General features: G+C 64.5%; 27 protein-coding genes and 2 tRNA genes. 20 read left to right on the top strand and 9 right to left on the bottom strand.

Features of this window, described 5'->3' with window-relative positions:
- Positions 1–3: 3 nt before the first annotated feature.
- Positions 4–444 (bottom strand): Fur family transcriptional regulator, encoded by a 441-nt coding sequence (locus MTX34_RS12790; RefSeq protein ID WP_243594009.1) that lies wholly within the window; start codon positions 442–444, stop codon positions 4–6.
- The gene (locus MTX34_RS12785; protein WP_243594008.1) at positions 441–902 is read right to left on the bottom strand and encodes a metalloregulator ArsR/SmtB family transcription factor; all 462 of its coding nucleotides are present in this window, start codon (positions 900–902) and stop codon (positions 441–443) included. Before MTX34_RS12785 ends, MTX34_RS12790 begins: the two co-directional genes overlap by 4 nt.
- Positions 903–1087: 185 nt before the next feature.
- Between MTX34_RS12785 and MTX34_RS12780 the strand changes: the two genes are divergently transcribed.
- Complete coding sequence (locus MTX34_RS12780; RefSeq protein WP_121869514.1) at positions 1088–2473, top strand: glycine--tRNA ligase; 1386 nt, start codon at positions 1088–1090, stop codon at positions 2471–2473.
- 69 nt (positions 2474–2542) lie between these two features.
- Here the strand turns inward: MTX34_RS12780 and MTX34_RS25750 are convergent, their stop codons facing one another.
- A complete protein-coding gene (locus MTX34_RS25750; RefSeq protein WP_279393217.1) occupies positions 2543–4576 on the bottom strand; it encodes a TPM domain-containing protein in 2034 nt (677 codons plus the stop codon).
- 128 nt (positions 4577–4704) lie between these two features.
- On the opposite strand from MTX34_RS25750, the gene MTX34_RS12770 reads away from it, so the two are divergent.
- Genes MTX34_RS12770 through dnaG form a run of 7 tightly spaced genes read left to right on the top strand, consistent with a single transcriptional unit; the run spans position 4705 to position 12193 of the window.
- Positions 4705–5619 carry an ABC transporter ATP-binding protein gene (locus tag MTX34_RS12770; RefSeq protein ID WP_243594007.1) on the top strand — a complete coding sequence of 305 codons (915 nt, stop codon included), beginning with the start codon at positions 4705–4707 and terminating at the stop codon, positions 5617–5619.
- Positions 5616–6419: an ABC transporter permease gene (locus MTX34_RS12765; protein ID WP_243594006.1), complete on the top strand. Its 804-nt coding sequence runs from the start codon at positions 5616–5618 to the stop codon at positions 6417–6419. The genes MTX34_RS12770 and MTX34_RS12765 overlap by 4 nt, the downstream gene beginning before the upstream one ends.
- 46 nt (positions 6420–6465) lie before the next feature.
- Positions 6466–7581: a sensor histidine kinase gene (locus MTX34_RS12760; RefSeq protein ID WP_243594005.1), complete on the top strand. Its 1116-nt coding sequence runs from the start codon at positions 6466–6468 to the stop codon at positions 7579–7581.
- Positions 7578–8186, top strand: coding sequence for a response regulator transcription factor (locus MTX34_RS12755; RefSeq protein WP_243594004.1), 609 nt, complete (start codon positions 7578–7580; stop codon positions 8184–8186). The genes MTX34_RS12760 and MTX34_RS12755 overlap by 4 nt, the downstream gene beginning before the upstream one ends.
- A gap of 56 nt (positions 8187–8242) precedes the next feature.
- Entirely contained in the window at positions 8243–8959 is a 717-nt protein-coding gene (locus MTX34_RS12750) for a YdcF family protein (protein WP_243594003.1), read from the top strand.
- Positions 8960–10234, top strand: a complete 1275-nt coding sequence (locus tag MTX34_RS12745) for a deoxyguanosinetriphosphate triphosphohydrolase (RefSeq protein WP_243594002.1) — start codon at positions 8960–8962, stop codon at positions 10232–10234.
- Positions 10235–10276: 42 nt separating this feature from the next.
- A complete protein-coding gene (dnaG, locus tag MTX34_RS12740; protein WP_243594001.1) occupies positions 10277–12193 on the top strand; it encodes a DNA primase in 1917 nt (638 codons plus the stop codon).
- On the opposite strand, the gene MTX34_RS12735 is transcribed toward dnaG, so the two are convergent.
- The gene (locus MTX34_RS12735) at positions 12190–12435 is read right to left on the bottom strand and encodes a hypothetical protein (protein ID WP_068052299.1); all 246 of its coding nucleotides are present in this window, start codon (positions 12433–12435) and stop codon (positions 12190–12192) included. The genes dnaG and MTX34_RS12735 overlap by 4 nt on opposite strands.
- Before the next feature lie 160 nt (positions 12436–12595).
- Here MTX34_RS12735 and MTX34_RS12730 point away from each other — a divergent pair.
- Positions 12596–12668 (top strand) — tRNA-Asn (locus MTX34_RS12730).
- Positions 12669–12936: 268 nt separating this feature from the next.
- On the top strand, positions 12937–13851 hold the full coding sequence (locus MTX34_RS12725; RefSeq protein WP_243594000.1) for an AfsA-related hotdog domain-containing protein: 915 nt from the start codon (positions 12937–12939) through the stop codon (positions 13849–13851).
- Here the strand turns inward: MTX34_RS12725 and MTX34_RS12720 are convergent.
- Positions 13829–14470 (bottom strand): ScbR family autoregulator-binding transcription factor, encoded by a 642-nt coding sequence (locus tag MTX34_RS12720; RefSeq protein ID WP_243593999.1) that lies wholly within the window; start codon positions 14468–14470, stop codon positions 13829–13831. The genes MTX34_RS12725 and MTX34_RS12720 overlap by 23 nt on opposite strands.
- Before the next feature lie 83 nt (positions 14471–14553).
- Here MTX34_RS12720 and MTX34_RS12715 point away from each other — a divergent pair, with 83 nt between their 5' ends.
- From MTX34_RS12715 to MTX34_RS12705, 3 genes are all read left to right on the top strand, one after another.
- Positions 14554–15021 (top strand): NUDIX domain-containing protein, encoded by a 468-nt coding sequence (locus MTX34_RS12715; RefSeq protein WP_243609678.1) that lies wholly within the window; start codon positions 14554–14556, stop codon positions 15019–15021.
- Positions 15022–15095: 74 nt separating this feature from the next.
- Positions 15096–15260, top strand: coding sequence for a hypothetical protein (locus MTX34_RS12710; protein ID WP_243609677.1), 165 nt, complete (start codon positions 15096–15098; stop codon positions 15258–15260).
- 55 nt (positions 15261–15315) lie between these two features.
- Positions 15316–16770: a DHA2 family efflux MFS transporter permease subunit gene (locus tag MTX34_RS12705; RefSeq protein WP_243609676.1), complete on the top strand. Its 1455-nt coding sequence runs from the start codon at positions 15316–15318 to the stop codon at positions 16768–16770.
- Positions 16771–16782: 12 nt separating this feature from the next.
- Here MTX34_RS12705 and MTX34_RS12700 read toward each other — a convergent pair whose 3' ends face one another.
- A complete protein-coding gene (locus tag MTX34_RS12700; RefSeq protein WP_243593995.1) occupies positions 16783–17505 on the bottom strand; it encodes a GAF and ANTAR domain-containing protein in 723 nt (240 codons plus the stop codon).
- Positions 17506–17618: 113 nt separating this feature from the next.
- Between MTX34_RS12700 and MTX34_RS12695 the strand changes: the two genes are divergently transcribed.
- From MTX34_RS12695 to MTX34_RS12680, 4 genes are all read left to right on the top strand, one after another.
- Complete coding sequence (locus tag MTX34_RS12695; protein ID WP_243593994.1) at positions 17619–18086, top strand: universal stress protein; 468 nt, start codon at positions 17619–17621, stop codon at positions 18084–18086.
- A gap of 106 nt (positions 18087–18192) precedes the next feature.
- Positions 18193–19983, top strand: a complete 1791-nt coding sequence (locus MTX34_RS12690; protein WP_243593993.1) for a TIGR03767 family metallophosphoesterase — start codon at positions 18193–18195, stop codon at positions 19981–19983.
- Positions 19980–20330, top strand: coding sequence for a hypothetical protein (locus tag MTX34_RS12685; RefSeq protein ID WP_243593992.1), 351 nt, complete (start codon positions 19980–19982; stop codon positions 20328–20330). The genes MTX34_RS12690 and MTX34_RS12685 overlap by 4 nt, the downstream gene beginning before the upstream one ends.
- The gene (locus MTX34_RS12680) at positions 20327–20911 is read left to right on the top strand and encodes a hypothetical protein (protein ID WP_243593991.1); all 585 of its coding nucleotides are present in this window, start codon (positions 20327–20329) and stop codon (positions 20909–20911) included. Before MTX34_RS12685 ends, MTX34_RS12680 begins: the two co-directional genes overlap by 4 nt.
- 15 nt (positions 20912–20926) lie before the next feature.
- Here MTX34_RS12680 and MTX34_RS26005 read toward each other — a convergent pair whose 3' ends face one another.
- From MTX34_RS26005 to MTX34_RS12665, 3 genes are all read right to left on the bottom strand, one after another.
- A complete protein-coding gene (locus MTX34_RS26005; protein ID WP_243593990.1) occupies positions 20927–21547 on the bottom strand; it encodes a YdeI family protein in 621 nt (206 codons plus the stop codon).
- Positions 21548–21692: 145 nt separating this feature from the next.
- Positions 21693–21769, bottom strand: a tRNA-Ile gene (locus MTX34_RS12670).
- A gap of 68 nt (positions 21770–21837) precedes the next feature.
- The gene (locus MTX34_RS12665; RefSeq protein WP_243593989.1) at positions 21838–23973 is read right to left on the bottom strand and encodes a molybdopterin-dependent oxidoreductase; all 2136 of its coding nucleotides are present in this window, start codon (positions 23971–23973) and stop codon (positions 21838–21840) included.
- Between the two features lie 85 nt (positions 23974–24058).
- Between MTX34_RS12665 and MTX34_RS12660 the strand changes: the two genes are divergently transcribed.
- The 3 genes from MTX34_RS12660 (at position 24059) to MTX34_RS12650 (ending at position 26057) form a co-directional block, all read left to right on the top strand.
- Positions 24059–24862: a serine hydrolase gene (locus MTX34_RS12660; RefSeq protein ID WP_243593988.1), complete on the top strand. Its 804-nt coding sequence runs from the start codon at positions 24059–24061 to the stop codon at positions 24860–24862.
- Positions 24863–25006: 144 nt separating this feature from the next.
- A complete protein-coding gene (locus tag MTX34_RS12655) occupies positions 25007–25519 on the top strand; it encodes a DUF3145 domain-containing protein (protein WP_121869542.1) in 513 nt (170 codons plus the stop codon).
- Positions 25520–25610: 91 nt separating this feature from the next.
- Entirely contained in the window at positions 25611–26057 is a 447-nt protein-coding gene (locus MTX34_RS12650; protein WP_243594197.1) for a cold-shock protein, read from the top strand.
- Positions 26058–26201: the final 144 nt, after the last annotated feature.

Below are 26201 nucleotides of genomic sequence, written 5' to 3'. Positions count from 1 at the left end.
GATTCACCGAACGGCAGCACTGCACTGACTGCAGGTGCCGAAGATCTCGATCGTGTGGCTCACGTCGCTGAAGCCGTTGGACTCTGCGACACTCTGCGACCACTTCTCGACGGTGGGGCCTTCGACCTCGACGGTGAAACCACACGAACGGCACACCAGGTGATGGTGATGACCGGAGGAGCAGCGTCGGTAGACGGACTCCCCGTTGTCGGTGCGGAGCACGTCGACAGTGCCGGCATCGGCGAGGGTCTGGAGAGTGCGATACACGGTGGTGAGGCCGATGCCCTCACCGCGCTTGCGCAATTCGTCGTGCAGATCCTGTGCGGACTTGAACTCCTCGATGGTGTCGAGCAGATCCGAGATGGCACTGCGCTGCTTGGTGGCCCGCACACCGACGACGACGGGTCGTCTGGGTGTGGCGGTATCGGTGGACTTGTCGGTCACGGGTGTCGGCCTTCCTCGGCGTGGGCCACGGCGTCGACGACGATGTGGGAGAGGTGATCGTCGACCAATCGGTACAGGACCTCGCGTCCGTTGCGTTCTCCGCGCACGACACCCGCTGCCTTGAGTACCCGCAGGTGCTGGCTGATCAACGGTTGCGTGACACCGAGGGCGACGACGAGTTCGTGAACGCACCGCTCGGACTCGCGCAACTGCAGCACGATGGCGATGCGTACCGGCGCCGCGAGTGCCCGCAGGATGTCTCCCGCCGCAGTCAGAGTCTCCTTCGGCGGGATGTGAGCCGGGGGTGCGACGGCGAACGGATCGCCCGAGTGCAACGGATGCTCGGGATCCTGCCTGTGGCTCGAACTTGCTTCCACTGTCGAGTCCGTGGACACGGTTGCGGCTCCTTCGGTAGCCGGTTCGTTGCCGGCGGACTCTCCCTGCACGATCGACGTCATGACTTCAGGTTAGTGCAGTTGTTGTTATTGCAAATCGTATTCATTGTGATATGCACAGGTGCGCATGTCAACTTCCGCACTCGACCGCTGTTCGGTTTCGCCCGCCGAGCCAGATAGTCTGATCAGGGCGAAAACCGCCCACGTCACCTCTTACACGATGTAACCGAAGATGGAGAGCTCCGCCAGTGGCACCCAAGTCCAAAGTCGAAACCGTCGCCAACCTCGCCAAGCGCAGAGGCCTCGTCTACCCGTGCGGCGAGATCTACGGCGGTACCAGGTCGGCCTGGGATTACGGTCCGTTGGGCGTCGAGCTCAAGGAGAACATCAAGAAGCAGTGGTGGCGCAACATGATCACCAGCCGCGACGACACCGTCGGGCTGGATTCCTCGGTGATTCTGCCTCGTGAGGTGTGGGAGGCGTCGGGCCACGTCGAGACGTTCTCCGACCCGCTGGTCGAGTCGCTGCACACGCACAAGCGCTACCGCGCCGATCACCTCATCGAAGCCTACGAGGAAAAGCACGGCCACCCGCCGGAGAACGGCCTGGCCGACATCCGCGATCCCGAGACCGGTGAGCCGGGTTCGTGGACCGAGCCGCGTGCGTTCTCGGGCCTGCTCAAGACCTTCCTCGGCCCGGTCGACAACGAAGAGGGCCTGCACTACCTGCGTCCCGAGACCGCGCAGGGCATCTTCGTCAACTTCGCCAACGTGCTGACCACCTCACGCAAAAAGCCGCCGTTCGGTATCGGCCAGATCGGCAAGAGCTTCCGCAACGAGATCACTCCCGGAAACTTCATCTTCCGTACCCGCGAGTTCGAGCAGATGGAGATGGAGTTCTTCGTCAAGCCGGGCGAGGACGACGAGTGGCATCAGTACTGGATCGATTACCGCATGAAGTGGTACACCGATCTCGGTATCGATCCGGAGAACCTTCGGCTCTACGAGCATGCCAAGGAGAAGCTGTCGCACTACTCCAAGCGCACCGTGGACATCGAGTACAAGTTCGGTTTCCAGGGCAGTGCGTGGGGTGAGCTCGAGGGCGTCGCGAACCGCACCGACTACGACCTCTCGGTGCACTCGAAGGCGTCGGGCCAGGACCTGAGCTACTACGAGCAGGCCACCGACACCCGGTACACCCCGTACGTCATCGAGCCGGCCGCAGGCCTGACGCGTTCGCTGATGGCGTTCCTCGTCGACGCGTACACCGAGGACGAAGCTCCCAACGCCAAGGGCGGCGTCGACAAGCGTGTCGTGCTCAAGCTGGACCGTCGTCTCGCCCCGGTGAAGGTTGCAGTGCTTCCGCTCTCGCGTAACGCCGACCTGACGCCCAAGGCGAAAGATCTTGCGCAGCAACTGCGTCAGTACTGGAACGTCGAATTCGACGACGCCGGAGCCATCGGTCGCCGCTACCGTCGTCAGGACGAGATCGGCACCCCGTTCTGCATCACCGTCGACTTCGACACCCTCGACGATCATGCCGTCACCATCCGTGAACGCGACACGATGGCACAGGAGCGCGTTGCTCTCGACCAGGTCGAGGGCTACATCGCCTCTCGACTGATCGGTGCGTAAGAGCCTCACATAACCGACAGGGCCCGATCTCTTCGTGAGATCGGGCCCTGTCGTGCGTATGTCGAGAAACTAGAAGCGGCCGCCGCCACCGCCGAATCCGCCGCCCCCACCACCTCCACCGAAGCCCCCGCCACCACCGAAGCCACCACCGAATCCACCGCCGCCACCGCCGCCGCGAAGGACGCTGTTGATCAGGATGCCGCCGAGCACTGCGCCGGCGATGTTGCCGCCGCTGCTGCCACCGCGCGGACCGTGACGGTTCTCCCAGTTCTGTACATCGGACTGGGCGATCTGCGATGCGCGCGAGGCCAATTGGCTGGCGGCATGCGCATGCTTGAGGGCTTCGTCGGGGTTCTCCGGTTCGAGCTGCCGGGCCGCGCCGAGGTGGCGTTCGGCCTCGGACAGGCGTGTTCTGGCGTCGGCCCCGACGCCGCCACGACGGGTCGAGATGTAGTCCGCGGCTGCGGTGATCTGTGCCTGAGCGGCCGCGATATCGCGCTCGAGGCGAGCCCGCAGCTGGTCTTCGGCAGCCTTCTCGGCCGATGCCTCGTCCACGATCTTCTCGAGTTCGGCATCGGCTTCGGCGAGGGCGGTATAGCTACCCAGAGGATCCGAGGATTGGGCCTTCTCCGCGTTCTGCAACGCCGTCTGCGCCGCAGTCACCGCCGAGTGCAACTCGGCACCACCGTGTTCGGTCAATGTGCCGGCCTGCTCGATGTCGCGGCGGACGTCCGCGATGGCGTCGGGCAGGGTGGCGATGGCGTGCCTGATGTCGTCACGTGCGTGGTCGACGCCGTCGAGCAGTGTCTTGGCCTGATCGACGGCTCGTTCGGCCGTCCGAATCGCAGTGACGGCCGGACCCTGCTTACCGGGCGGGAGCGCAGCCGCCTTGCGGCCGGCCTCGATGTTGTCCTCGGCCAGCGCGAGGCGGTCCTTGGCCATCGTGACGTTGTCCGCTATCGATTTCAGTGCGGTCTCGGAGAATTCCGAATGCAGTTGAGCGAGCAGGGTTTCGGATTGCGGAATCCGCACCGTCAACCCGATGATCGCCTGGGTGAGCTCGTCGAGATGCGACTCGGCATTCATCACCAGGTCGCGAAATCCGTCGAATTCCTCCACCCGCGAATCGAGTTCGCGATCGGCTTGCCCGCACGAGGAGATGATCTCGACGAGCATCGCGCGTCGTTGGTCGGGAGTTTCGGGAATGGCGTCGTCGAGGCGTTGACGTATTTCGAAGGCAGAGGCCAACGCTTTCTTGGCGTTGTCGTGGGCGGCGATGAACGGTGCCGCCGCGGAATCGCCGAATTCGCCTCGCGCGAGGTTCAATTCCTCTTCGCTGGCGCGCACGGCATTGTCGGTCTCGATCAGAATTTCCTTGGCGCGGGTATCGAGGACGTCGATCGGGAAGGCGGCCAGCGCGGCCGGGTCGCTCGGGTCGATGTTCGCCACGGCCTCGACCTCGGCGGCGACGCGGGCCTTCTTGCGACGCGAGGAGTAGACGACAGCTCCGCCGCCCGCCACCGCCAGCACGCCGACACCGATCAGCAACGGTGCCGACGATCCGCCGCTGCCGCTCGAGGCATACGCGTCGCCGAGTGCACCGGCTGCCGCAATAGCGGCACCGGACCAATCCTCCTCGCGCAGTGCGGGTTCCACGTCGTTGACACGGATGTCGTCCTGTTCTGACGAGGTGATCTGAGACAGTCCGGTATTCACGCCCAGGTAGTACGAACGGTCCACGGTCGCCACCGCGAGGAGGACGTCACGCTGCCCGAGATCGCTTCTCGACGCGGTCTGCTCGGCCCAGTCGGCGGCCGACAGGTTGTCGAAATCCGCAACGTAGGTGACCCACAACCGAAGCTGGCTGCTGCCGTAGAGGTCGTCGACCGAGGTCTGCACCTCGGCCAGCGAATCAGGGTCCAGAGCCTGGACGTTGTCGGTGATCTGGGTGGCCAGCCGCGAGGGAGCCTCGGCGGATGCAACCCCCGGCGCGAGCAGAACCGCCGCGAACAGGGTCAGAGCACCCGTAGCGGCGAGACGACGAAATCGATGGACCGACCTGGGGACTGTGGCGCTGCTGTGCCGCCGGTGCTGGACTGCCATGGCCTGAAATCTACCGGCTGGGCGGTGCAGAGATCGAGCAGGTCGATGTGGATGCATGACAGTTGTCACCTCGCAATCGTGACGCTCGAACGAGGTCGAAGCCGCCCGGCCGCAGCAGAGTGAGTCCCATGACCACAACAACGGCAGTCGAACTACGAGACGTCACCAAGACCTACGGCTCGGTCCGGGCGGTCGACGGGCTCAGCCTGTCCATCGAACCGGGCGAGGTCGTCGCATTTCTCGGACCCAACGGAGCGGGAAAGACGACCACCATCGACATGATGCTCGGGCTGGCAACACCCACCACCGGGTCGGTGTCGGTGTTCGGGGGCACGCCCGCCGACGCCATCGCCCAGGGCCGCATCTCGGCCGTCATGCAGACCGGCGGTCTGCTTCGCGACCTGACCGTCCGCGAAACCGTCGAGCTGACCTCGGTGCTGTTCGCCCGAACCCGGTCGGTGCAGGAGGTTCTCACCCGGGCCGGTATCGCCGAGATCGGCGATCGCCGAGTGGCCAAATGCTCCGGCGGGCAGCAGCAGCGATTGCGGTTCGCGCTCGCATTGCTGCCCGACCCGGATCTGCTGGTGCTGGACGAGCCGACCACCGGCATGGACGTGGAAGGGCGTCGCGACTTCTGGAACGCCATCCGCCAGGACGCCAGTACCGGCCGAACGGTGCTGTTCGCTACGCACTATCTCGACGAAGCCGACGCCTATGCGGACCGTATCGTGCTGGTGCGGCACGGCAAGATCGTCGCCGACGGCAGCGCCGCCGAGGTGAAGAACCTGGCTGCAGGACGCACCGTCACCGCCACGCTGCCCGGCGTCGACCAGTCGGTGTTGCTGGCTCTGCCGGGGGTGGACCGCGTCGAGACTCGCGGCGATCGGGTGATCGTGCACGGCCGCGACTCCGACGCGGTGGCTCGGTACCTACTCGACGAAGCGCACGCGACCGATCTGGAAATCGTCTCGCGCAACCTCGAAGACGCATTCCTCGCCCTGACCACCGACTCACAAAACGACCTCGCCGGGAGCATCCGATGACCACGACCACGCCGTCCACGACCACCCGTACCTCTGCCAGAGCTGTTGCCTGGGGCGGCTTCTCGCCGACCTTTCTCGGACTCGAGATTCGCAGGCTCTTCCGAAACAAGCGAACTCTGATCTTCACCTTGGTGATGCCGCCGGTGTTCTTCGTCATCTTCGGCACACAGTCCGACTACAGAACCGACTACCCTTTCGCGCACGGCAACGTCACCGGCTACATCGCCATCAGCATGGCCGTCTACGGAGCGATGCTCGCCACCACCAGTGGGGGAGCGATGGTCTCGGTCGAGCGGGCGCAAGGGTGGAGCCGACAGTTGCGGTTGACCCCGCTGAAGCCGGTCGCCTACATCGTCACCAAGGTCCTCGTGGCCATGACGATGGGTGCAGCCTCGATCGTCGTGGTGTTCGTCGTCGCGAAGTTCCTCGGGGCGGACATGCCGATCTGGGTGTGGATCGTCAGCGGTCTGATCGGCTGGATCGGCTCGGCGGTGTTCGCCGCGTTCGGACTGTTCATGGGCTACCTGCTGCCGTCGGAGAACGTGATGCAGATTCTCGGACCCGTGCTGGCGTTCCTGGCGTTGGCGGGCGGACTCTTCGTTCCCCTCGGTGACAGCGGCTGGTTCCCGATGCTGGCCCAGTTCACCCCGCTCTACGGGCTGGCCACCGTGTCCAGGGCCGCGTTCGCCGGGACCGAAACCGGAACGTTGCTGATCGCCGTGATCAATCTGGCGGTGTGGGCGACGGTGTTCGTCTCGGGAGCTGCGTTGCTGTTCCGAAGAGACACCACGCGTGCCTGAGACCGAAACCACTGATCATGTCGCCCACAGAGATACCGTGGGCGGCATGACCACGCTCACCGCCGACCTTCCCGAGGGACGGATCTGGCGGTTCGGCTGGATGTTCGGAGCCATCTGGCTGGTGTACCTGATCTACCCGTTGAACGACATCCTCGCTCTGGAACACACGCCGGCGAAGGTTGCCGGGGTCATGACGATCGTTGCCTTCGGAGTGGTGTTCACGTCCACCTTCTGGCGCTTCCGCACCGGACTCCGCCGAGGAAAGCCACTGCCTACTTCGCAGGCGTGGATCGCGCTCGGGGTCATGATCACCCTGACCGTGTTCATGAGCCTGTCGATCGACACCACTGCATTCGGTGCCACCGTCTATATCGCAGTGCTGGCCATGATGACCCTGCCGGTCAGGCAAGCGTGGGCGTTGGTGGTGGTGATGGTCGCACTCGTCGAGGCGGTGCCACGCTTCGTCTCGTCCTGGGAGCCCGACACCTTCTTCGCGTTTCAGCTGCTGATCAGCGCGGCCGCGGCCTGGGGCATCACCCAGGTGTTCCAACGCAATCACGAATTGGCCGTGGCCAGGCAGCAATTGGCAGACCTGGCCATCGTGGCCGAGCGCGAGCGCATGAGCCGAGACGTGCACGATATCCTCGGCCATTCCCTGACCGTCATCACCGTCAAGAGCGAACTGGCCGGCAGGCTCATCGAGATCGACCCCGCCCGAGCTGCCGTCGAGATCGCCGAACTGGAAACCCTTGCGCGGCAAGCGCTTGCGGACGTTCGCAGCACCGTCGGCGGAATGCGGCAGATCGATATAGGCACCGAACTGCCCAGTGCACGTACGGCTTTGAACGCTGCGGGAATCGAGGCCGACCTTCCCGGCGATGCCGACGTGGTGCCGCTGCGACACCGAGAACTGTTCGGTTGGGTACTTCGGGAAGCGGTGACCAACGTGGTTCGACACTCGAGCGCACGGCACTGCCGGGTGACGCTGACGGCGTCGAGCATCTCGATCGTCGACGACGGAGTCGGACCTGCCGAGGGCGGCAGCGACAACGGTGGCAACGGCCTTCGCGGTCTCGGTGAACGAGTGATGGCATCGGGTGGTTCACTGACGATCGCTCGGGTGTCGACCGGTGGTTTCGGAGTGGAGGTTTCGGCGGAATGAGCATCAGACTGCTGTTGGCCGACGATCAGGCGCTGGTGCGGGGCGCGCTCGCAGCACTGCTGGGTCTCGAGCACGATCTGGACGTTGTCGCCGAGGTGGGACGCGGGGACGAAGTGATCGCTGCCGTACTGGAACATCGACCCGACGTCGTGCTGCTCGACGTCGAGATGCCCGGCAAGAACGGTATCGACGTCGCCGCCGAACTGGCTTTGGTCGCTCCCGAGTCGAGGGTGCTGATTGTCACCACGTTCGGCAGACCGGGTTACCTGCGCCGCGCGATCGATGCGGGTGCGTCGGGTTTCGTGGTCAAGGACACTCCAGCCAAGCAGCTGGCCGACGCTGTTCGGCGGGTGCACATGGGGCTCCGGGTCGTCGATCCGACGCTGGCAACCGAGACTCTGACGGACGGCATTTCTCCGCTCACGGCTCGTGAGCAGGAAGTTCTCCGCGCCGCAGCGCAGGGAGGGACGGCCGGCTCCATCGCTGCCACGGTGCACCTGTCGGAGGGGACGGTGCGCAATCATCTGTCGTCGGCGATCGGAAAGACCGGTACCAGCACCCGGGCCGAGGCGGTCCGCGTGGCCGAGGATCGAGGGTGGCTGTAGCTCGTTCGAGGCGCGCCGTGACCGCCGAAGAAGCGCGGGCCTGGCAAACTCGAGGGGTGAACTCAACTCTCGACCGAGATTCGTACGGCGATCCGTACGACGATCGGTATGCCCCGGACCCCGGTCCCGAGCGCCTCGGCTTCTTCGGAACGCTCGGACGCTGGACCGGTCGGCTGGTCGCGGGAGTGGTGCTGATGGCGTTGGTACTGGTCGCAGGAACAGCGGTGCGGGTATGGCAGGTGGCGCGCATCGACGACTACTCCAAGGCGGACGCCATCGTGGTGCTCGGTGCGGCGCAGTACAGCGGCACACCCTCGACCGTGTTCGAGGCCCGTCTGTCCCAGGCCGCGTCACTGTACGAGCAGGGAATCGCCCCCGAGATCGTCACCGTCGGTGGCAAGCAGGAGGGCGACCTGTTCACCGAGGCGGCGTCGGGCCGAAACTATCTGATCGAGCAGGGAGTGCCCGCCGACGCCATCACCGCCGTCGAGACGGGCTCGGACACCCTCCGGAGTATCGAGGCCGTGAGCAACACACTGCAAGAACAGGGCAAGTCGTCGGTGGTGCTGGTCAGCGACCCGTGGCATTCATTGCGCACCAGAACCATGGCGCGTGACGCAGGCCTCGACGCCTGGACCTCGCCCACCCGCACCGGTCCGGCCGTCTACACCAGAGAATCGCAGGCACACGGAATCGCCAGGGAGACAGGCGCTCTGCTCTGGTATCAGTTGACCCACTTCACGGCAGACTTCTCCTACACGGCGGGCCAGTAGATGACCGGCACCTACTCGGCGCACGACGTCGAACGATTCGTCACCGAAGCCCCGAAGACCGCGGGCTTGCGGGCCGGGGCGGACAACGCCTCGCATCGAAGCGCCTTCGCTCGCGATCGTGCGCGCGTGTTGCACTGCGCGGCCTTGCGCAGGCTCGCGGACAAGACGCAGGTCACCGGACCTCGAGACGGAGACACCCCGCGTACGCGGCTGACGCACTCGCTCGAAGTGGCGCAGATCGGCCGCAGCATCGCCGAAGGCCTGGGTAGCGACCCCGATCTGGTCGACCTTGCCGGTCTGGCGCACGACATCGGCCACCCGCCGTACGGCCACAACGGTGAACGCGCCCTCGACGAAGTGGCCCAGGATTGCGGCGGCTTCGAGGGCAACGCGCAGAACCTGCGCATTCTGACCGGTCTGGAGCCGAAGATCCTCGACGCGGACGGCCGCAGTGTGGGGCTCAACCTGACCCGAGCCTCGCTGGATGCGGCGACCAAGTACCCATGGATCAGGCCCGCACCCGGAGCGAAATTCGGTGCCTACGACGACGACTCGGCCATTCTGGATTGGGTGCGCAACGGCGCGCCCGAGAAGCACAAGTGCCTCGAAGCGCAGAGCATGGACTGGTCCGACGACGTGGCGTACTCGGTGCACGACGTCGAGGACGGTGTGATCGACGCCCGAATCGACTTGCGTGCGCTGTCCGATCCGATCGAGCAACGCGCCCTGGCCGAACTCGGCGTCTCGGAATTTCGCGGACTCGACGTCGACGAACTGATCGAGGCCGCGAACCGACTGTCGAGGATGCCCGTCGTCATCGCCGTCGGACGCTACGACGGCACGCTCGCCGCATCCGTCGCGCTCAAGCACATGACCAGTGAGCTCGTCGGCCGCTTCGCCACCGCTGCCATCGAGGGCACCCACGAGAAATACGGCACCGCGCCACTGAGCCGATACGACGCCGATCTGGTGGTGCCGTCGATCGTCGGGTCGGAGGTGGCATTGCTCAAGACCATGGCACTGCGGTACGTGATGTCCGACGCCGGCCACAAGATTCGCCAGGAGCGTCAACGCGACCGTATCCACCGCGTCGCCGAGTGGCTGATGCGCTCGGCTCCGGGCGAACTGGACCCCATCCTGGTGCCGGCATGGCAACGGGCCGACAGCGACGCGGAACGGACCCGAGTGGTCGTCGACCAGATCGCGTCGTACACCGAGAGCAGGCTCGAACTGATCGACAAGCGGTCACTCGGAGCTCAGGCCAGCTGGGGTTGATCGATTCGAAACCCGTCTCGGATCGGGACTAGACTGCCCTTCGTGGCCGGCCGAATTCCTGAACGCGACATCGCCGCCATTCGCGAACGCACACGGATCGAAGACATCGTGGGCGACTACGTCTCGCTCAAGCGCGCGGGCGGCGACTCCATGAAGGGGTTGTGTCCCTTCCACGACGAGAAATCACCGTCGTTCCACGTTCGCCCCAACCACGGTCACTATCACTGCTTCGGCTGCGGCGAGGGCGGTGACGCCTACTCCTTCCTCCAGAAGATCGAGCACATCTCGTTCGTCGAGGCCGTCGAGCAACTCGCCGACCGGCTGAATTACTCGATCTCCTACGAGGGCGGCGGGCCATCGGTTCAACGTGATCGTGGCACCCGAGCGCGCTTGATCGCCGCCAACGCGGCAGCGCAGGAGTTCTACGCGGGCAGGCTCAGTGGTCCCGACGCCCAGGCTGCGCGGGACTACCTGACCGAACGCAATTTCGACGGCCATGCCGCGCTCGCCTACGGCTGCGGTTTCGCACCCGACGGCTGGGACACCCTCACCAAGCACCTGCTGGGCAAGGGCTTCGAGGCCAAAGAGATCGTCGACGCGGGGTTGGCGACGCCCGGAAAACGCGGTACGCCGATCGACCGTTTCCGGCGCCGATTGGTGTGGCCCATCCGCAGTCAGAGTGGAGACGTCATCGGCTTCGGCGCACGCAAGCTGTTCGACGACGACACGATGCCGGGCAAGTACATCAACACCCCGGAAACCATGCTGTACAAGAAGTCTCAGGTGTTGTTCGGGCTGGATCTCGCGCGCAAGGAGATCGCGAAGTCGCATCAGGCCGTCATCGTCGAGGGGTACACCGACGTGATGGCGATGCACCTGGCCGGCGTCAAGACAGCGGTCGCATCGTGCGGTACCGCATTCGGCGAGGACCACCTGGCGATGCTGCGCCGACTGATGATGGACGACAGCTACTTCCGCGGAGAGGTGATCTACACCTTCGACGGAGACGACGCAGGCCAGGCCGCAGCGATGAAGGCATTCGAGGGTGATCAGAAGATCGCCGGTCAGACGTTTGTGGCCGTCGCCCCCGACGGTATGGACCCGTGCGACCTGCGCCTGAAGTCCGGCGACAACGCCGTTCGCGATCTCGTCGCCAGACGTACTCCGATGTTTGCCTTCGTTGTCAAATCGCTTCTGCGAGAACATGATCTGGACACGCCCGAGGGGCGCGTCGAAGCGTTGAAGCGAACGGTCCCCGTCGTTGCTCGCATCAAGGATGCGTCGCTTCGGGACGAGTACGCCCGGCAGCTCGCCGGGTGGACCGGCTGGGACGACACGGCGATGGTGCTCGCCCGCGTGCGCGACGAGGCGAAGAAAGGTGCCCGGGGCGACACCAGCGGTAAGCGTGTCCCGTTCGAGAAGCGGCAGGCAGCTCCCGTGGAGGCTCCCACGGGACCCCCGCGTCCCAACCCCACCGATCCGTCGCTGTGGCCGCAGCGGGAGGCTCTCAAAGCTGTGCTGCAGATGCCTGCGATGGCCGGCACGGTATTCGATTCACTGCCGCCGGAGAGCTTCCACCACCCGGCGTACTCGGCTGTGCGCGACGCAGTGGCCGCTGCCGGCGGTACGGCTGCAGGCTTGGGCGGAGGGGAGTGGGTCGACGCCGTGGCCAAACAGGCCAAGGACGCCGTAGTCGTGTCGTTGGTGACGGAGTTGGCCGTCGACCCGATGCGTGTGGCCGACGACGCCCTCACCCGCTACATCTCGGGCGTACTCGCGCGGCTCCAGGAAGTGTGGGTCGGTCAGCAGGTGGCCGAACTCAAATCGAAACTGCAGCGCATGTCGCCGGTGGAGAAGCCCGACGACTACAACGCGTTGTTCGGCGACCTCATCGCCCTCGAGCAGTACCGCCGCAGCCTGCTCGAGCTCGCTGTCGGAAGTGTGGCCGAGGTCGGTTAACGCCGCAGCTGATCGCGCGGAACGAAGACCTGGGTCTCGTCGTCGATCGGCTGCATCGGTTCCAGTCGAGGCTGGGTGTTCAGGGAATCGGACAGCTTCTGACGGCCGACCTCGATCGCCTTCTTGGTGGCCGGGCTCGACGCGACGGCGTTCGCAGTCTTCCGAATCTGCTCGTACCGGCCACGTCCTGCCTTGGCACCGAGCACATACGCAGCTCCAGCCGCCAGTACCAAACGAATCATCAGTAGGTCCTTCCATAGAACGTGCGGCTGTTCTTCCATCTTGCCCGACGAACCTCGAGCAGGGCGATTTGGTACTCGGCAGAACCCGATTTGGTAGTAGCAAGGGGGTGTGCGCTATTGTTTCCAACGGCTCGCACGAGAGTGTGACGCCGCGAAGTAATCCCCCATAGCTCAATTGGCAGAGCATTCGACTGTTAATCGAAGGGTTCCTGGTTCGAGTCCAGGTGGGGGAGCGCAATCCCCGTCCGGTTCCATTGGGCGGGGATTTTTTGCGTCCGGCTGCACCGACCGGAGCCACCCTCCGATCCGACGAAGTACCGAATACGTGGTACTGCAAGTACGGATCGGTTATCAGATCGCGACCGCTATTGCCGTATATCGAATGAATGAATCCCTGCGACGGATGCCAGGGATGTCGGCGACCCGCGACATACTGAACGGGCGATCCGGACGGCTCGAGAGTGCTATAAAAAAACCGGGTCGGTCGGGTTAAGGGGCTTCATGAGTTTGAGTTACGCAGCAACCGTTCCACGTCACCTCGTGCATCGGCGGTCACCGGGCGACGTTCTGTTGACCGACTACGAGACCATCGACGGTACCCATCGGGCGGCGGTGCAGTTCCCTACGTCGCACCGCATGTTCGCGCCGGTACGTCGGACCCACGACTCCTTGATGGTGGCGGAGGCTCTGCGCCAGGCGATCAGCCTCTTCTGTCACGTCAATCATGGCGTGCCTCTCGATCACGTGGTGTTCATCGAGCACTCCCGCTTCGAGATCCTCGATCCGCTGTCGGTCGACGACATCGACGATTCGCTCGTCGCCGAGTCGATCGCGACCGACGTCAGGTTCGACGACGAGTCGATGGACAGCATGAAGCTGTCGGCGCGGCTCCTGAACGGCACCCACCTCGTGGCCTCGGGGACGGCGTCCGTCCGGACCATCGGGCCTGAGGTGTACTCACAGCATCGCAAGTCGACCATGGCCGACCCACATTTCCGTTACCTGCCGGCCGGAACCGAGGTGGTCTCGCCCTCCGCCGTGGGACGCCTCGACCCGTCCGACGTGGTGCTGGCACGCCACACATCCGACGGCAGCATCGTCGTCGCCCCTGATCCCCGCAACTTGGCCATGTTCGACCATTCGGTCGAGTACCTGCCGGGAGTCACGATGCTCGAAGCGGCCCGGCAGGCTCTGCGTATGGCAACCGGAATCCCGACGCTGGACTTCACCACGTGCGAGGTGAGGTTCATGGGATTTGCGGAGTGGAGCAACCCGTGTTCGGTGATCGTCGACACCGATCCCACGGACGGCGTCCATCGCATTCAGTTCGAGAACGACGGCGAGGTGCTCTCGGCGATATCGGTCACGGCTACATCCGAACCGTGGTTGGCCGCTATCGATCGCTCCAGTCGATAACGGGAGCCTCGGCCAGCGCAACCAGCCGAGGAAGGCGTCGACGCGGGACCATGCCGGGTAGCAGTATCTGCCACATTTCGGTCATCCGCTGCTGGAGATCGGCCCGTCCGGTGAGCATTTCCGAGACCGTGTGCACACCGGTGAACAACGAGACGATGTACCGTCCCGCGGCCATCGCGTCGACGCTGTCGACGACGTCGCCCTCCGTCTGGGCCCGCGCGACCAGATCACCGATCTTGGCAATCCACTCGCCGAACGCCCCCGCGTGGGGACCGTCGGCGATGGCCGACTCCAAGGTCAATCTCATGCCGCCTCGCGATATCGACTCGGTCTGCAGCTGACGGCCCAGCTCTTTGGTCACCAGAATCAACGCGTCGAGCGCTTTGGGCGTCCGATCGACGATGACGGCGGTGGCAGTCGCAGCCATCGTGAGCTGCGCGTCGATGACAGCCTGGGCCAGCTCCTCCTTGGAGGAGAAATGAAAGTACATCGCGCCTTTGCTGACCCCGGCATACGCGATGATGGTGCTCAAACTGGCTGTGCCGTAACCGAATTTCTCGAAACTGGTCGCGGCACCTTCGAGTACGGCCTGCCTGGTGGACGCTGCACGCTCTTGCATCGGTCGACAATAACTGCCAGCCGGGTTCGAGGCACGGCGGCGCGGAGGACGTTAGCGCTGCACATTGGTGGCACGCTGAGGCCATGGTCGAAACGAGCGCAGGAATTCTGTTGTATCGCGTCGGTGTCGTTGGCCCGGAGGTGTTGATCGCTCATCCCGGCGGACCTTTCTGGGCCCGCAAGGACGACGGAGCCTGGTCGATCGTCAAAGGGCTGATCACCGATGGTGAAGATTCCTGGACGGCAGCCCAACGGGAATTTCGGGAGGAAGTCGGGGTCGAGGTTCCGGCCGGCGAGCCCGTCGACCTCGGCACCGTCAGACAACGCGGCGGGAAGATCGTCACTGCATTCGGCGTCGAGGCCGATCTCGATGTCTCGAATGCGGTGAGCAACACATTCGAGATCGAATGGCCGCCGAAATCCGGCGTCATGAAGTCGTTTCCCGAGGTCGACCGCGTCGAATGGTTTCCGCTGGCGCAGGCGAGAGCAAAGCTGCTCGCCTCTCAACACCCCTTTCTCGACGCGCTGGAGGTGGTTGTTGCCGCGAACTAGTTTCGGCATGGGTTCCCGGGGTATCCACCGGCCGGAAATGACCAGGGTCGCGGATGCAGGGTGGGAAGTGGATCATGACGCCGACGAATACGGCAGGTGCGAAAGCGCCCTCGGAGACGGCTCTGGCGGAGACTTCTCTCGTGGAGACGCAGTGGGGTGGCCGAATCGTCGCCTCGGCGTTCGTGGTCCTGGCCTCAGGACTCTCGTGGGTGTTCGCCGCTACGGCAATGATCGGCTGACAACCCGACAGCGGCTGGTCGACACTGCTCAGCGACTACGACGAAGGGCAGCACAGTGACCGACGGCATTGCCTCTGCAACTCCACCAGCGACCGAGGTACCCACACGTGCCTGGAAAGCGCTCGTGGTTCTGCTGCTGGGCATGTTCATGGCCCTGCTGGACACCACCATCGTCAACGTGGCACTACCGACGATCAGCACCACGTTGGACGCGTCGGAATCGGTTCTGTCGTGGATCATCTCGGGGTACGCACTCGCCTTCGGATTGGCACTCATACCGGCGGGCAAGGTGGGCGATCGCATCGGCCACAAATGGGTGTTCTTCACCGGCCTCGCTCTCTTCACCGTCGCGAGCTTCGCCTGCGGGCTGGCGCAGGACGATCTGCAACTGGTCGTCGCGCGAGTCGTTCAGGGCCTGGCAGGCGGCATGTTCGTGCCCGCAGTCACCGCCTTCATCCAGCTGTTGTTCCCGGGGCCGGTGCGCGGTAAGGCATTTGCCATCATGGGGGCGGTCATCGGAGTGTCGACCGCACTCGGACCCATCGTCGGCGGCCTGATCATCCAGGCCTTCGGCGAGGAGAACGGCTGGCGGCTCGTCTTCTGGGTCAACCTGCCGATCGGAATCGTCGGTCTCGTTGCGGCTGCAGTGCTGCTCCCGAGCAAGACCGATGCCGAGCCGGCGGCCCGCCCCGGAATCGACTGGCTCGGACTGGTACTCATCTCAGCAGGTCTCATCGCACTGCTCGTTCCGCTGATCGAGGGCCAGGAATTGGGCTGGCCCATGTGGACCTACCTGACGATTGCCGCAGGACTCGGCCTCATCGCGCTGTTCGGCTGGTGGGAAGTGATTCGGACCGGCCGCGGACAGAATCCGTTGGTGCCACCTCGATTGTTCACCCGTCCGGCGTTCACCGGAGGTGTGATCCTCGCGCTGGTCTATTTCGCCGCCTTCACCAGCATTTTCTTCACCATCTCGCTGCTGTGGCAGACCGGGCTCGGTAACACGGCACTGGCGTCGGGACTGGTGTCGATACCGTTCGCGATCGGCAGCATCATCGCGGCCTCGCAGAGCAACAGGCTGACGATCCGACTCGGTCGCACTGTTCTGATACTCGGCGCGTCTCTCGTCTCGATCGGGCTGATCTGGCTGTGGATCATCCTCGCGACCAGCTCTGCCGACACGATCTCGCACTGGACGCTGTTGGTTCCACTGTTCATCGCGGGTCTGGGCAACGGTGCGTTCATAGCACCGAACGCCCAGTTCATCGTCGCGACCGTCGATCGCGACGACGCGGGAGCCGCCAGCGGAGTCATCTCCACCATGCAGCGCGTCGGCTCGGCGATCGGTATCGCCGTCATCGGCAGCGTGCTGTTCGGATCTCTGAACATCACCGGTCCCGACACTGTCGGTTCCGGCTTTCTGCACGGCGCGGCGATGGCCATGGCCGTCAGTGCTGCGTTCAGTGTGGTGGCGCTGGCACTGGTGTTCGCGCTACCGAAGAAGGTGTAGGCAGCGCACCGATCAGGTGGTCAAGCCCTTGCTGTGCCGATCGACGACAGTTGCTGCGAGGTCGGCGATCTTGACGTTCAGGTCCTGAGAGGACTTACGCAGCAGAGCGAAAGCCTCGTCGCCGGACACATCGTGCAGAGCCATGATCAGGCCGATCGCCTTGCCGATCTCCCGATTGCTCTCGAGTCCGTCACGCAGAGTCGACGCTTCCTGACCGTTCATGACCGCAGCAACGGTGACTGCGGTGAACGCCGTCAGAATGATCGCCTTGCTCGCGCTGTCGGTGTCGAACACACCCGGCTTGTCGGTGAACAGGTTGAGCGCGCCCACCTTCTGCTCGTCCACGTTGAGCCGGAATCCCATGGCTCCTCGCACCGGCGTGCGGTTCAACACACCGCGAGCCATGGCGGGCCACTGGGTGGGAGTTCGGAAGTCGGCCTCGAGCTGTGCTGCCTCGCTGGTGATCGCGTCCAGGCACGGGCCTTCGCCGGTGGCGCGCTCGATGTCGTCGACGACACGAGCGATGTCGTCCGACGCCGCGACCGTGACGGGCTTTCCGTGGCGCATCAGCATCAGGCTCGCGTGATCACAGTGCGGAACGATCAGCACAGCGGCATTGCAGATCGCGGTGTAGATCTCTTCGGCGCTGCTGCCTCGGTACACGATGTCGGCCAGAGCGGCGAACACTGTAGCCGGATCCGTCGACGGGCCGTCGTGCTGCGAGACGTCGTTCACTTGCTACTCCCGTCCAATAAGTATGTTCGAGCGACCAGCACTCGAAGTGAACCAACCGTACCGCCACGGTATGGGGTGTTCGAATCGGCGGGTACCGGCAGTAGCCTCAGGTCGTGAGCGATGCGCAGGAGTCCACCGGGTTCGAGTACGGCCACGACGGACCGAAATCGATCGTGGTCGGCGTCGACGGGTCCGATTCGTCCTGGCGGGCCGCCGCCTACGCCGCAGGACTTGCTCGCCGGCAGAGGTCACTGTTGGTACTGGTGTACGTGCAGCCCATTGCGACCGCTTCCTGGGGCCAGGCCGGCATCTCACTCGTCGAGACCGGTCAGCAGATCGCCGACGAACTCCTCGACTACGTCCGCACCTCTGCTGCTCGATTCGGGGACCGGGAGCACGTGCGGTGGGAGTTCCGCACCGCGCAGGGTGACCCGTACAACGGGCTGATCGCCGTGGCAGAACAACTGCGCACCGACGCCGTTGTGGTGGGCGCATCCGAGAATGCCGGCCATCGAATCGCCGGTTCGGTGGCGGTGCGGTTGGTCAAAGCCGGCCGCTGGCCGGTGACCGTGGTGCCCTGAACGATCCGAAATCGAGCCTGGCTGCCGTACACCCTGTAAAAATAGGCAGTCACCTCGTCGGATGCGAGGCGCACGTGGTGCCGTTCTCGATGATCCGGGGAGTTCCATGGCTGGGCTGTCGCGTCGACAATTCATCGCTCGAGTAGGGGCTCTCGCCGCGGCGTGGGGAATCGCGCCCCACGTGCTGGGTCAGGCTCTCGTTGCGCACGCCCAGCCTGTGGAAGCGGGCGGGACCGGAACGCTGGCGCAGACGATTCTGCGAACCGCGAACGGGCCGGGGCAGTACCGGGTGCTCGCTGCCGGGCCGGGGGAGCCGTACGTCGCGCGCCTCGACGTTCTCGGACGAGCGCCCGATGCGTCGCGGGTGCAGTCACGGCGCTCGTTGCTCTACCTCGGCCACCTGTCGGACATGCATGTCATCGACGCGCAATCGCCCGGCCGGATCGAGCCCATGATCGTCTCCGACCACGCCGCGTGGGGTTCGGCGTTCCATCCGCAGGATCCGCTCACGGTGCACGTCACCGCGGCGATGGTGAAGGCCTTCGCGGACGCGCGGATCAGCCCGGTCACCGGCGCTCCGATGGGGGCAGCCGTGGTCACCGGGGACAGTGCCGACATGCATTCGCACCTCGAATTACGCTGGTACATAGATGTTCTCGACGGTGTTCCGGTTCGGCCGACGAGCGGCTCCGCGGACGTCTTCGAGGGTGTTCAGGCCTGGCCGGAGGCGCAGTGGGCCTATCGGCCGGGCGATCCGTCGGGAGGGTCGTTCGGCGACTACGGATTCCCGACGCTTCCCGACCTCCTCGAGCAGGCGATGTCGGGCACCGTGGAATCGGTGGGGCTGCCGGTGCCGTGGTACTCGGTGTACGGCAATCACGACACCCTGTTGCTCGGCACGTTCGACCTGTCCTCGCAGCTGCATGCGCTGGCCGTCGGGGGTCGCAAGGCGTACACGCTCGAAGCGACAGCCACCTCGGCTCTGGCCGGCTATGCGTCGACGGCCAGTCCGCTACAGCGAATGGCCGACGCGTTGGGCGTAGGAGCCGGTGCGCGACCGGGGTTTCGGGCGGTGTCGGCCGATCCGTCGCGCTACCTGTTCGAACAACGCGAGTTCATGCAGGAGCACTTCGAGACCACTCCGACGCCGGGACCGATCGGTCACGGCTTCACCCAGCACAATCTCGACTCCGGCGAGACGTGGTGGGTGGCAGACCCCACCCCGAACATCCGCACGTTCGGTCTCGACACCTGCAACGCTGTCGCCGGGCCCGACGGTGCGGTGCCGGGAAATCAATTCGATTGGCTCACCGGGCAATTGGAGCGAGCGCAGGCCGAGAACAAGTTGGTGCTCATCTACACGCACCACAACAGCCTGACATTGGAGAACCGAGCACAGAGGCCAGGGCAGTCGGTGAAGCTCTACGGCGCGGACGAGTTCGTCGATCTTCTGTTGAAGTATCCGGTGGTGATCGGCTGGCTCAACGGCCACACCCACCAGAACCAGATTTTGGCGCACTCGCGAGACGGACGCGGATTCTGGGAGATCACGACTGCGTCGTGCATCGACTTTCCTCAACAGCAGCAGGTGGTCGAGATCGTCGACAACCGGGACGGGACCCTGTCGCTGTTCACGACTGTGCTCGATCACGCGTCTCCGGTCACGCCCGGAAACAGCGGAGGGTACCTGGATCTGGCGTCGCGCAGCCGTGAATTGGCGGCCAACGACTGGGCCGAGAATCCACTGATGCGTCGAGGGTCGCGCCTGGACCGCAACACCGAATTGCTCCTTCCGGCACCGTTCGATCTGAGCAGCATCACCGACGCCGCCCTCGAACAACAACACCTGGACGAGCATGCGCGACTGATCGCCTACGAGACGAGGCAGGGCCGATGAACGGATTGCGCAGAAAGATTCTCGCCGTATTCGCGGTGATGGTCTGCGCGGGATGCTCGCAGACTGCAGCGCTCGCCCCGGTCGGCGGTGCCGAGCTCGGAAATCTGCGCTATGCCGTCAACGACGTGCTGTTGGAGAAGGGAATCGAGATACTGGTCGCGCCGGTGTGCTCGGGTGCCGGAGCCGACATCGAATGTGCCGGGGAGACAACCGACAACGAGGCGATCACCGGTTCGGCGACGTCGGACGACGCGAGCACCGTCGAGGTGAAGGTCGGCACGGACGTTCTCTATTCGGGATCCGTACAGGACGTGCTCGACCGCAATTCGACGGTCGGTGCGCCGTGAAAGGGAGTGCGGTTCTGGCTCTCGTGGTGGTCGTGTCCGCTCTGATTCAGGCGCTGACTGTGGTGGGGGATCCCGTACCCACGTTCTCCCTGGGATTCGCGGGATTGGTTGCGGCCTCCGCCGCGGCACTGGTACTCGCCCTGTGGATCACCGCATCGACGGCACTCGACGTGGTGGACGGCACTGCGATCGACGCGCTGAGCCGGGCACGGCGACGTCCGCGCGTCTTGGTGTGGTGCGTAGTGCTGACCGGGGTGGCCGTTGCGTTGGCAGTAGTTTTCCCGCTGCTCCCGGCCATCGTGATTCTGGTTGCGCTGCTGATACTTCCGGCCGCGGCCGACAACCAACGACATCCGTTCCGCGCAGCGTGGGCTACGGTCCGGCAGTTCCCGGGGCGGTGCGCAGTGGCGGCTGTCGTCACGATTGTGGCCTATGTTCTCGCCTGGGTCGTGGCATTGGTACTGGGCTTCTTCGTCACCGGTGTCCTGGCGGCATTCGTGACGTGGCTGTGGTTCGGGACGAATGCTGCTGTGCTGCTGGTGTATTGGTCGCGGCTGTACCGAAGAGCAGCGCTGATCTGACCGCTGTAGCCGCCCTCAGCCGCGGGCTCGTCGACCGGCGGCGGCCTCGGCGACGACGTGTGCGATTCGAGTTGCGCGAGTGTCGTCTCGCACGGCGCTGACGACCCACCACAGCATCTGCTTGCGGGCACTGGGCGGAAAGCCGTCCCAGGTGCTCCGAGCGTTCGGATCTCTGTCCAGCGCCGTTGTCAGCTCAAGTGGTTCCTGGAGGTCCTCGACCTGATCGGCAATCGTCCACCAGCCGTTGGATTTCGCGGCAGCGATGGCACGGCGACCTGCGTCGGTCATGAGGCCGCGGTCCTCCATATCGGCGGCGCGTTTCCGGTTCAGACGGGTCCACTGGCTCTTGGGCCTGCGCGGCGTGAAGAGTTGCAGGCTGCGCTCGTTGTCGAAGACGGTGTTCGTGGAGTCGATCCAACCGAAGCAGATGGCTTCCTCGACGGCTTCGGGGTAGGGGCAGCGTGGTCGATCGGTGGTATTGCGCCACGAACACAGCCACACGCCTCGGGTCGAGGTGTGATTGTCCGCCAGCCAGGTTCGCCACTGTGCCCGAGTTTCGGCGTGAACGACCGGGTAGTCGAACTTCCACGTCGGTGGGTGGTCGGACGCCGACGAGGAAGACTTCTCAGCAGTCACTTGTGCGCTCCATCCACTCGTCGTGGTGTCGCACTCGAATATCGCATGCGGTCAGCCTGCCCGCAATCGAGGACATCCCACGTCCGCAATGGCGCTGAGGTATCGATGAATCGGCACGGACATCAGGGTTCGGCTCTCGGCACCGTGGTGGGGCGGGCGGGGCTCGAACCCGCGACCAATGGATTATGAGTCCACGGCTCTAACCGACTGAGCTACCGCCCCATGCCCGTACCAGGTACGAGCCTGCAGAATCGTACAGAATCCCGTCGCCTCGACGGTGCATCGGGGCGCTATTTCGCTCGGACCTGCACCGGAACCCCGTTGAGGATCGCGTTGGCCGAGACGGCGTCGACGCGGTTGGGGTCGGTGATGTCGTTGACACTGGGACCCGTCACCGTCGTGGCAACCGACAACTCCACGCCGGGGCGCTGATGCCCGAAGCCGTGCGGCATGCTCACCACACCCGGCATCATCTTCTCCGATGCCGCCACCTCGATGTCGACGGTTCCCGCGGCAGAAGTCACCGATACCATCGCCCCGTCCTCGATGCCGCGATGCGCAAGATCGTCCGGGTGGGCCAGAAGGTGGTGCCGTGCTTTGCCTTTGGTGAGCCGGGCGGTGTTGTGCATCCACGAGTTGTTGCTACGCAGGTGTCGTCGGCCGATCATCAACAACTCGTCGCCGCTCGGTACTGCACTGGAGCGCATCAGATCCACCAGCGCGGGAAGTTCGGTGACGACGATGTCCTGTATCAGCTGTACGCGCTTGTCCCGCGTCTTCAGCTTCTGCGGGAAGCCGGGGCGCAACGGTCCGAGATCGACACCGTGTGGGTTGGCTCGAAGCTTTCTGAGCGACAACCCTTTTCGTTGACTGCGGAGCAGGATGTCCAGGGTGCGAGCGGGGGACAGTCGCAGGCGCGCTTCGCTGATCACGCTCTTCGGAGTCAATCGTGACTTCAGTCGACCGACCGTCGAGCCGGCCATCCGGCTCTTGTAGCGGAGCGACAGATCTCGGAAGATCTCCCAATCATGCTTTGCTCCAGCCTGCTTGGGCAGGATCGCCGGCATGTACTTGGCGGTGTTGTGTACCGCGAAGGAGTTGAAGATCAGATCGTAGTGGTCACGTTCGAGAGACATCGTCGGCGGCAGAATCACGTGTGCGTGACGCGAGGTCTCGTTGATGTAGAAGTCGAACGACACCATGAAGTCGAGACCGGCGAACGCGTCGTTCAGGGTGGTGCCGCCGGGCATCGACAACACCGGGTTACCGGACAGGACAGCCATCGCGCGGATCTGGTCCTTGCCCTCGGTGGTGATCTCGTCGACCAGCGTCGAACAGGGGTATTCGCCCGCGAACTCGGGCAGGTCGCGAACGCGACTGCGCCACTTGTCGAAATGGCCGCGGCCGACGATGCCCTGCTTGATCAGATCGATCGCGGGATCGGTCACCATGGCACCGCCGGGGCGGTCGAGATTGCCCGTGATGATGTTCAGTACCTGAATCGCCCACTGGCACACGGTGCCGAACTGCTGAGTCGAGACCCCCATTCGGCCGTATGCCACCGCGGACTTCGCCGAGGCGAAATCACGTGCCAGGGCGTAGATCTCTTCCGCAGCAATCCCGACGACCGGAGCGACGGATTCCGGTGTGAATTCGGCGACGAGATCGGCGAGCCGATCGGCACCGTCGATGTAGTCGGCCACGCGCACGTTGCCGTCGGCGACGATGATGTGGATCATCGCGAGCAGCAGCAGTGCGTCGGTGCCGGGGCGGACGAAGAAGTGTGTGTCCGCGATATCCGCGGTCTCGGTCTTTCGTGGATCGACCACGACCAGCCGTCCGCCCCGTTTGCGCAATGCCCGCGCTCTCTTGGCGAAATCGGGGACGGTCATCATGCTGCCGTTCGACGCCATCGGATTGCCGCCGAGGACCAGGAAGAAGTCGGTTCGGTCGATGTCCGGGATCGGCAGCAGCAATTGATGCCCGTACAGCAGGTGATCGACGAGCTGATGCGGGAGTTGATCCAGCGAGGTGGCGGAGTATCGATTGCGCGTCCGGAGCAGCGAAGTGAAGGGAATGCCATGGGTCATCGCACCCATCGAATGCACGTTGGGGTTGCCCTGATAGATGCCGACGGCATTGCGGCCGTACTTCTCACGCGTCGAGATCAGACCGTCGATCACGAGGTCGTATGCCTCGTCCCAGCCGATCTTCTCCCACTTCTCACCCACACGTTTGACCGGCGTGGTGAGTCGATCGGTATCGGCGTGCAGATCGATCAGCGACAGAGCCTTCGGGCAGATGTGGCCGCGCGAGAGAGGATCCTTCTCGTCACCGCGGATGGACGTCACCGCGTCGTTCTCCACCGTGAACTCGAGACCACAGATCGCTTCGCACAAATTGCACGATCCATACACAACCGACATCGCATTCCTCCCACTCATGTGCTGCGAGCGTAGCCCGACGGGGGACCGGGGCACCGTCATCGACCGACAATTAGGCTCGTGAATCGTGACCACCCTCGATCTCACGTCCTCCTGGCCCGTCGACCATGTCAGTGCCGCAGTCGTCACCGACTCCGGGGTTCGTGAGGAGGTCGGCGACACCGATCGCGTATACGAGCTCGCCTCGGTCACCAAACTGCTCAGTGCATACGCGGTCCTCGTCGCCGTCGAGGAAGGTGCGATCGAACTGGATCAACCCGCAGGGCCGGAAGGGTCGACGGTTCGGCATCTGCTGGCGCACGCGTCGGGGTTGGCGTTCGGGGAACGCACAGTTCAGGCACCGGCCGGCACCAAGCGGATCTATTCGAGCGCCGGGTTCGAGGTGCTGGCCGAACTGATCGAAACCGAGGCGGGCATCGCCTTCCCCGATTACCTCGACGAGGCCGTGTGCCGACCATTGCAGATGACGAACACCGCGCTGCCGGGATCGGCAGGCCACGGTGCCAGCTCCACCTTGGCGGACCTGAAGACATTTGCGGCGGAGCTGTTGCAGCCCACGCTCCTGGCGTCGCAGACACTGTTGTCCGCGACAGACGTGCAGTTTCCCGGTCTGAACGGGATCGTGCCCGGGTACGGATCGCACAGACCCTGCGACTGGGGGCTCGGGTTCGAGCTACGTGGAGAGAAGACCCCGCATTGGACCGGAAGCGCCAACTCGTCGGCCACGTTCGGTCACTTCGGTCAGGCCGGGACGTTCCTGTGGGTGGATCCGGCCGTGCGGACCGCGTGCGTGGTGTTGACCGACCGGGCCTTCGGAGATTGGGCAAAACCCCTGTGGCCCGAACTGTCCGACGCCGTCCTGGCAGGCTGAATATCGACCGTTCACAGATTGCACTGGCGCAACAGGGGTAACTCGGGGCACACTAGTACACATACGTGTTGATTCACTGCAGCCAGCCGAAGCATGTCGAGGTCGTTGGGGAAGACGTCCCTCGTCGAAGCTGGAGGTAGTGCAATGCGTGGATCGAATCAATTCGCAGAAGCGACGTCGGGTGTCGTGTACATCCACTCGTCGCCCGCTGCGTTGTGCCCGCATGTCGAATGGGCGTTGTCCGACGCCCTCGATTGCCGTGCGAATTTGAAGTGGTCTGCGCAGCCGGCCTCCGACGGGCAGCTGCGCGCTACCACCGATTGGATCGGCCCGGTCGGCACCGGGGCGACCCTCGCCGGCATCTTGCGCTCGTGGCAGATGCTGCGTTTCGAGGTGACCGAGGATCCCAGCGAAGGCGTCGACGGCGAACGGTTCTCGCACGTTCCAGGTCTGGGACTGTGGCGCGGATCGACGAGCGCGAACGGTGACGTGGTCCTCGGCGAAATGCGACTGCGCGCCCTGATGGAGAACAATCAGGGCAACCTCACCGCGGCCGTGGAGCACGCTCTCGGCTCGGACTGGGACGCCGCTCTCGAGCCGTTCCGCACCGGTGGTGCCGGAGCCGAAGTGACGTGGTTGAGCCGCAACGTCGGCTAGATACGAGAGTTGCTGGGGATCCGCTGTCGCGGTAGTTTCGCGAACGTGCCTGGGGTAGGCATGTGGGAACGACCGTGGAGTGGTGAGTTCGATGTTGTCGACCGGAAAAGTTATTCGATTCGACGAGTTCAAGGGGTACGGATTCGTAGCGCCGGACGAGGGCGGCGAGGACGTGTTCATTCACGTCAACGATCTGGACTTCGACAAGCGACTGCTGGCACCGGGGGTTCGCGTCGAATACGTTGCCGTCGACGGCGATCGTGGCCTTAAGGCCACTCAGGTGCAGATCATCGACGGTCCGGCATCGACCGCCCTGGTCACCCGACGCAAGCCAGATGTGCCGTTCCACGACGTTCCGGCCGGCGAACACCAGCCACTCGAGGACGTCATCTGCGACGTGCTGTCCGAGGCGGACTTCACTGCCGAAGTGACCGAGGCACTCCTGACGGCCAACGGAACCGTGACGGCAGCGCAGATTCTCGACATCCGATCAGCGATGCTGCGACTGGCTCACGATCACAAGTGGATCGAGAACTGACGCTGTAGTTCGGCCGCCCGCCGTGGATCAATGTGGCTTTGTTGCAGTCTGAGCGACTGAAACCCGCATTGAGCCACCGTGAATGGACCACTACATGCGTCTGGGCGCTGCAAGGGTCCATTCACGCGGCCGGGGGAGGACGGG

This window comes from Rhodococcus sp. ARC_M5, assembly GCF_022810405.1.
In the GTDB taxonomy this organism is placed as follows: Bacteria; Actinomycetota; Actinomycetes; order Mycobacteriales; family Mycobacteriaceae; genus Rhodococcoides; species Rhodococcoides navarretei.
The sequence above is the reverse complement of the archived record's forward strand: the minus strand, read 5'-3'. Positions and strand labels throughout refer to the sequence as shown.

What these genes read in the sequence shown, in the direction of transcription:
- MTX34_RS12760 (WP_243594005.1), top strand. Translation starts at nt 6,466, where the DNA reads ATGACCACGCTCACCGCCGACCTTCCCGAGGGACGGATCTGGCGGTTC.
- MTX34_RS12785 (WP_243594008.1), bottom strand. Translation starts at nt 902, where the DNA reads ATGACGTCGATCGTGCAGGGAGAGTCCGCCGGCAACGAACCGGCTACC.
- MTX34_RS12665 (WP_243593989.1), bottom strand. Translation starts at nt 23,973, where the DNA reads ATGTCGGTTGTGTATGGATCGTGCAATTTGTGCGAAGCGATCTGTGGT.
- MTX34_RS12715 (WP_243609678.1), top strand. Translation starts at nt 14,554, where the DNA reads ATGGTCGAAACGAGCGCAGGAATTCTGTTGTATCGCGTCGGTGTCGTT.
- MTX34_RS12710 (WP_243609677.1), top strand. Translation starts at nt 15,096, where the DNA reads ATGACGCCGACGAATACGGCAGGTGCGAAAGCGCCCTCGGAGACGGCT.
- MTX34_RS12655 (WP_121869542.1), top strand. Translation starts at nt 25,007, where the DNA reads ATGCGTGGATCGAATCAATTCGCAGAAGCGACGTCGGGTGTCGTGTAC.
- MTX34_RS12735 (WP_068052299.1), bottom strand. Translation starts at nt 12,435, where the DNA reads ATGATTCGTTTGGTACTGGCGGCTGGAGCTGCGTATGTGCTCGGTGCC.
- MTX34_RS12650 (WP_243594197.1), top strand. Translation starts at nt 25,611, where the DNA reads ATGTTGTCGACCGGAAAAGTTATTCGATTCGACGAGTTCAAGGGGTAC.
- MTX34_RS12725 (WP_243594000.1), top strand. Translation starts at nt 12,937, where the DNA reads ATGAGTTTGAGTTACGCAGCAACCGTTCCACGTCACCTCGTGCATCGG.
- MTX34_RS12685 (WP_243593992.1), top strand. Translation starts at nt 19,980, where the DNA reads ATGAACGGATTGCGCAGAAAGATTCTCGCCGTATTCGCGGTGATGGTC.
- MTX34_RS12690 (WP_243593993.1), top strand. Translation starts at nt 18,193, where the DNA reads ATGGCTGGGCTGTCGCGTCGACAATTCATCGCTCGAGTAGGGGCTCTC.
- MTX34_RS12765 (WP_243594006.1), top strand. Translation starts at nt 5,616, where the DNA reads ATGACCACGACCACGCCGTCCACGACCACCCGTACCTCTGCCAGAGCT.
- MTX34_RS12770 (WP_243594007.1), top strand. Translation starts at nt 4,705, where the DNA reads ATGACCACAACAACGGCAGTCGAACTACGAGACGTCACCAAGACCTAC.
- MTX34_RS12720 (WP_243593999.1), bottom strand. Translation starts at nt 14,470, where the DNA reads ATGCAAGAGCGTGCAGCGTCCACCAGGCAGGCCGTACTCGAAGGTGCC.
- MTX34_RS25750 (WP_279393217.1), bottom strand. Translation starts at nt 4,576, where the DNA reads ATGGCAGTCCAGCACCGGCGGCACAGCAGCGCCACAGTCCCCAGGTCG.
- MTX34_RS12745 (WP_243594002.1), top strand. Translation starts at nt 8,960, where the DNA reads ATGACCGGCACCTACTCGGCGCACGACGTCGAACGATTCGTCACCGAA.
- MTX34_RS12755 (WP_243594004.1), top strand. Translation starts at nt 7,578, where the DNA reads ATGAGCATCAGACTGCTGTTGGCCGACGATCAGGCGCTGGTGCGGGGC.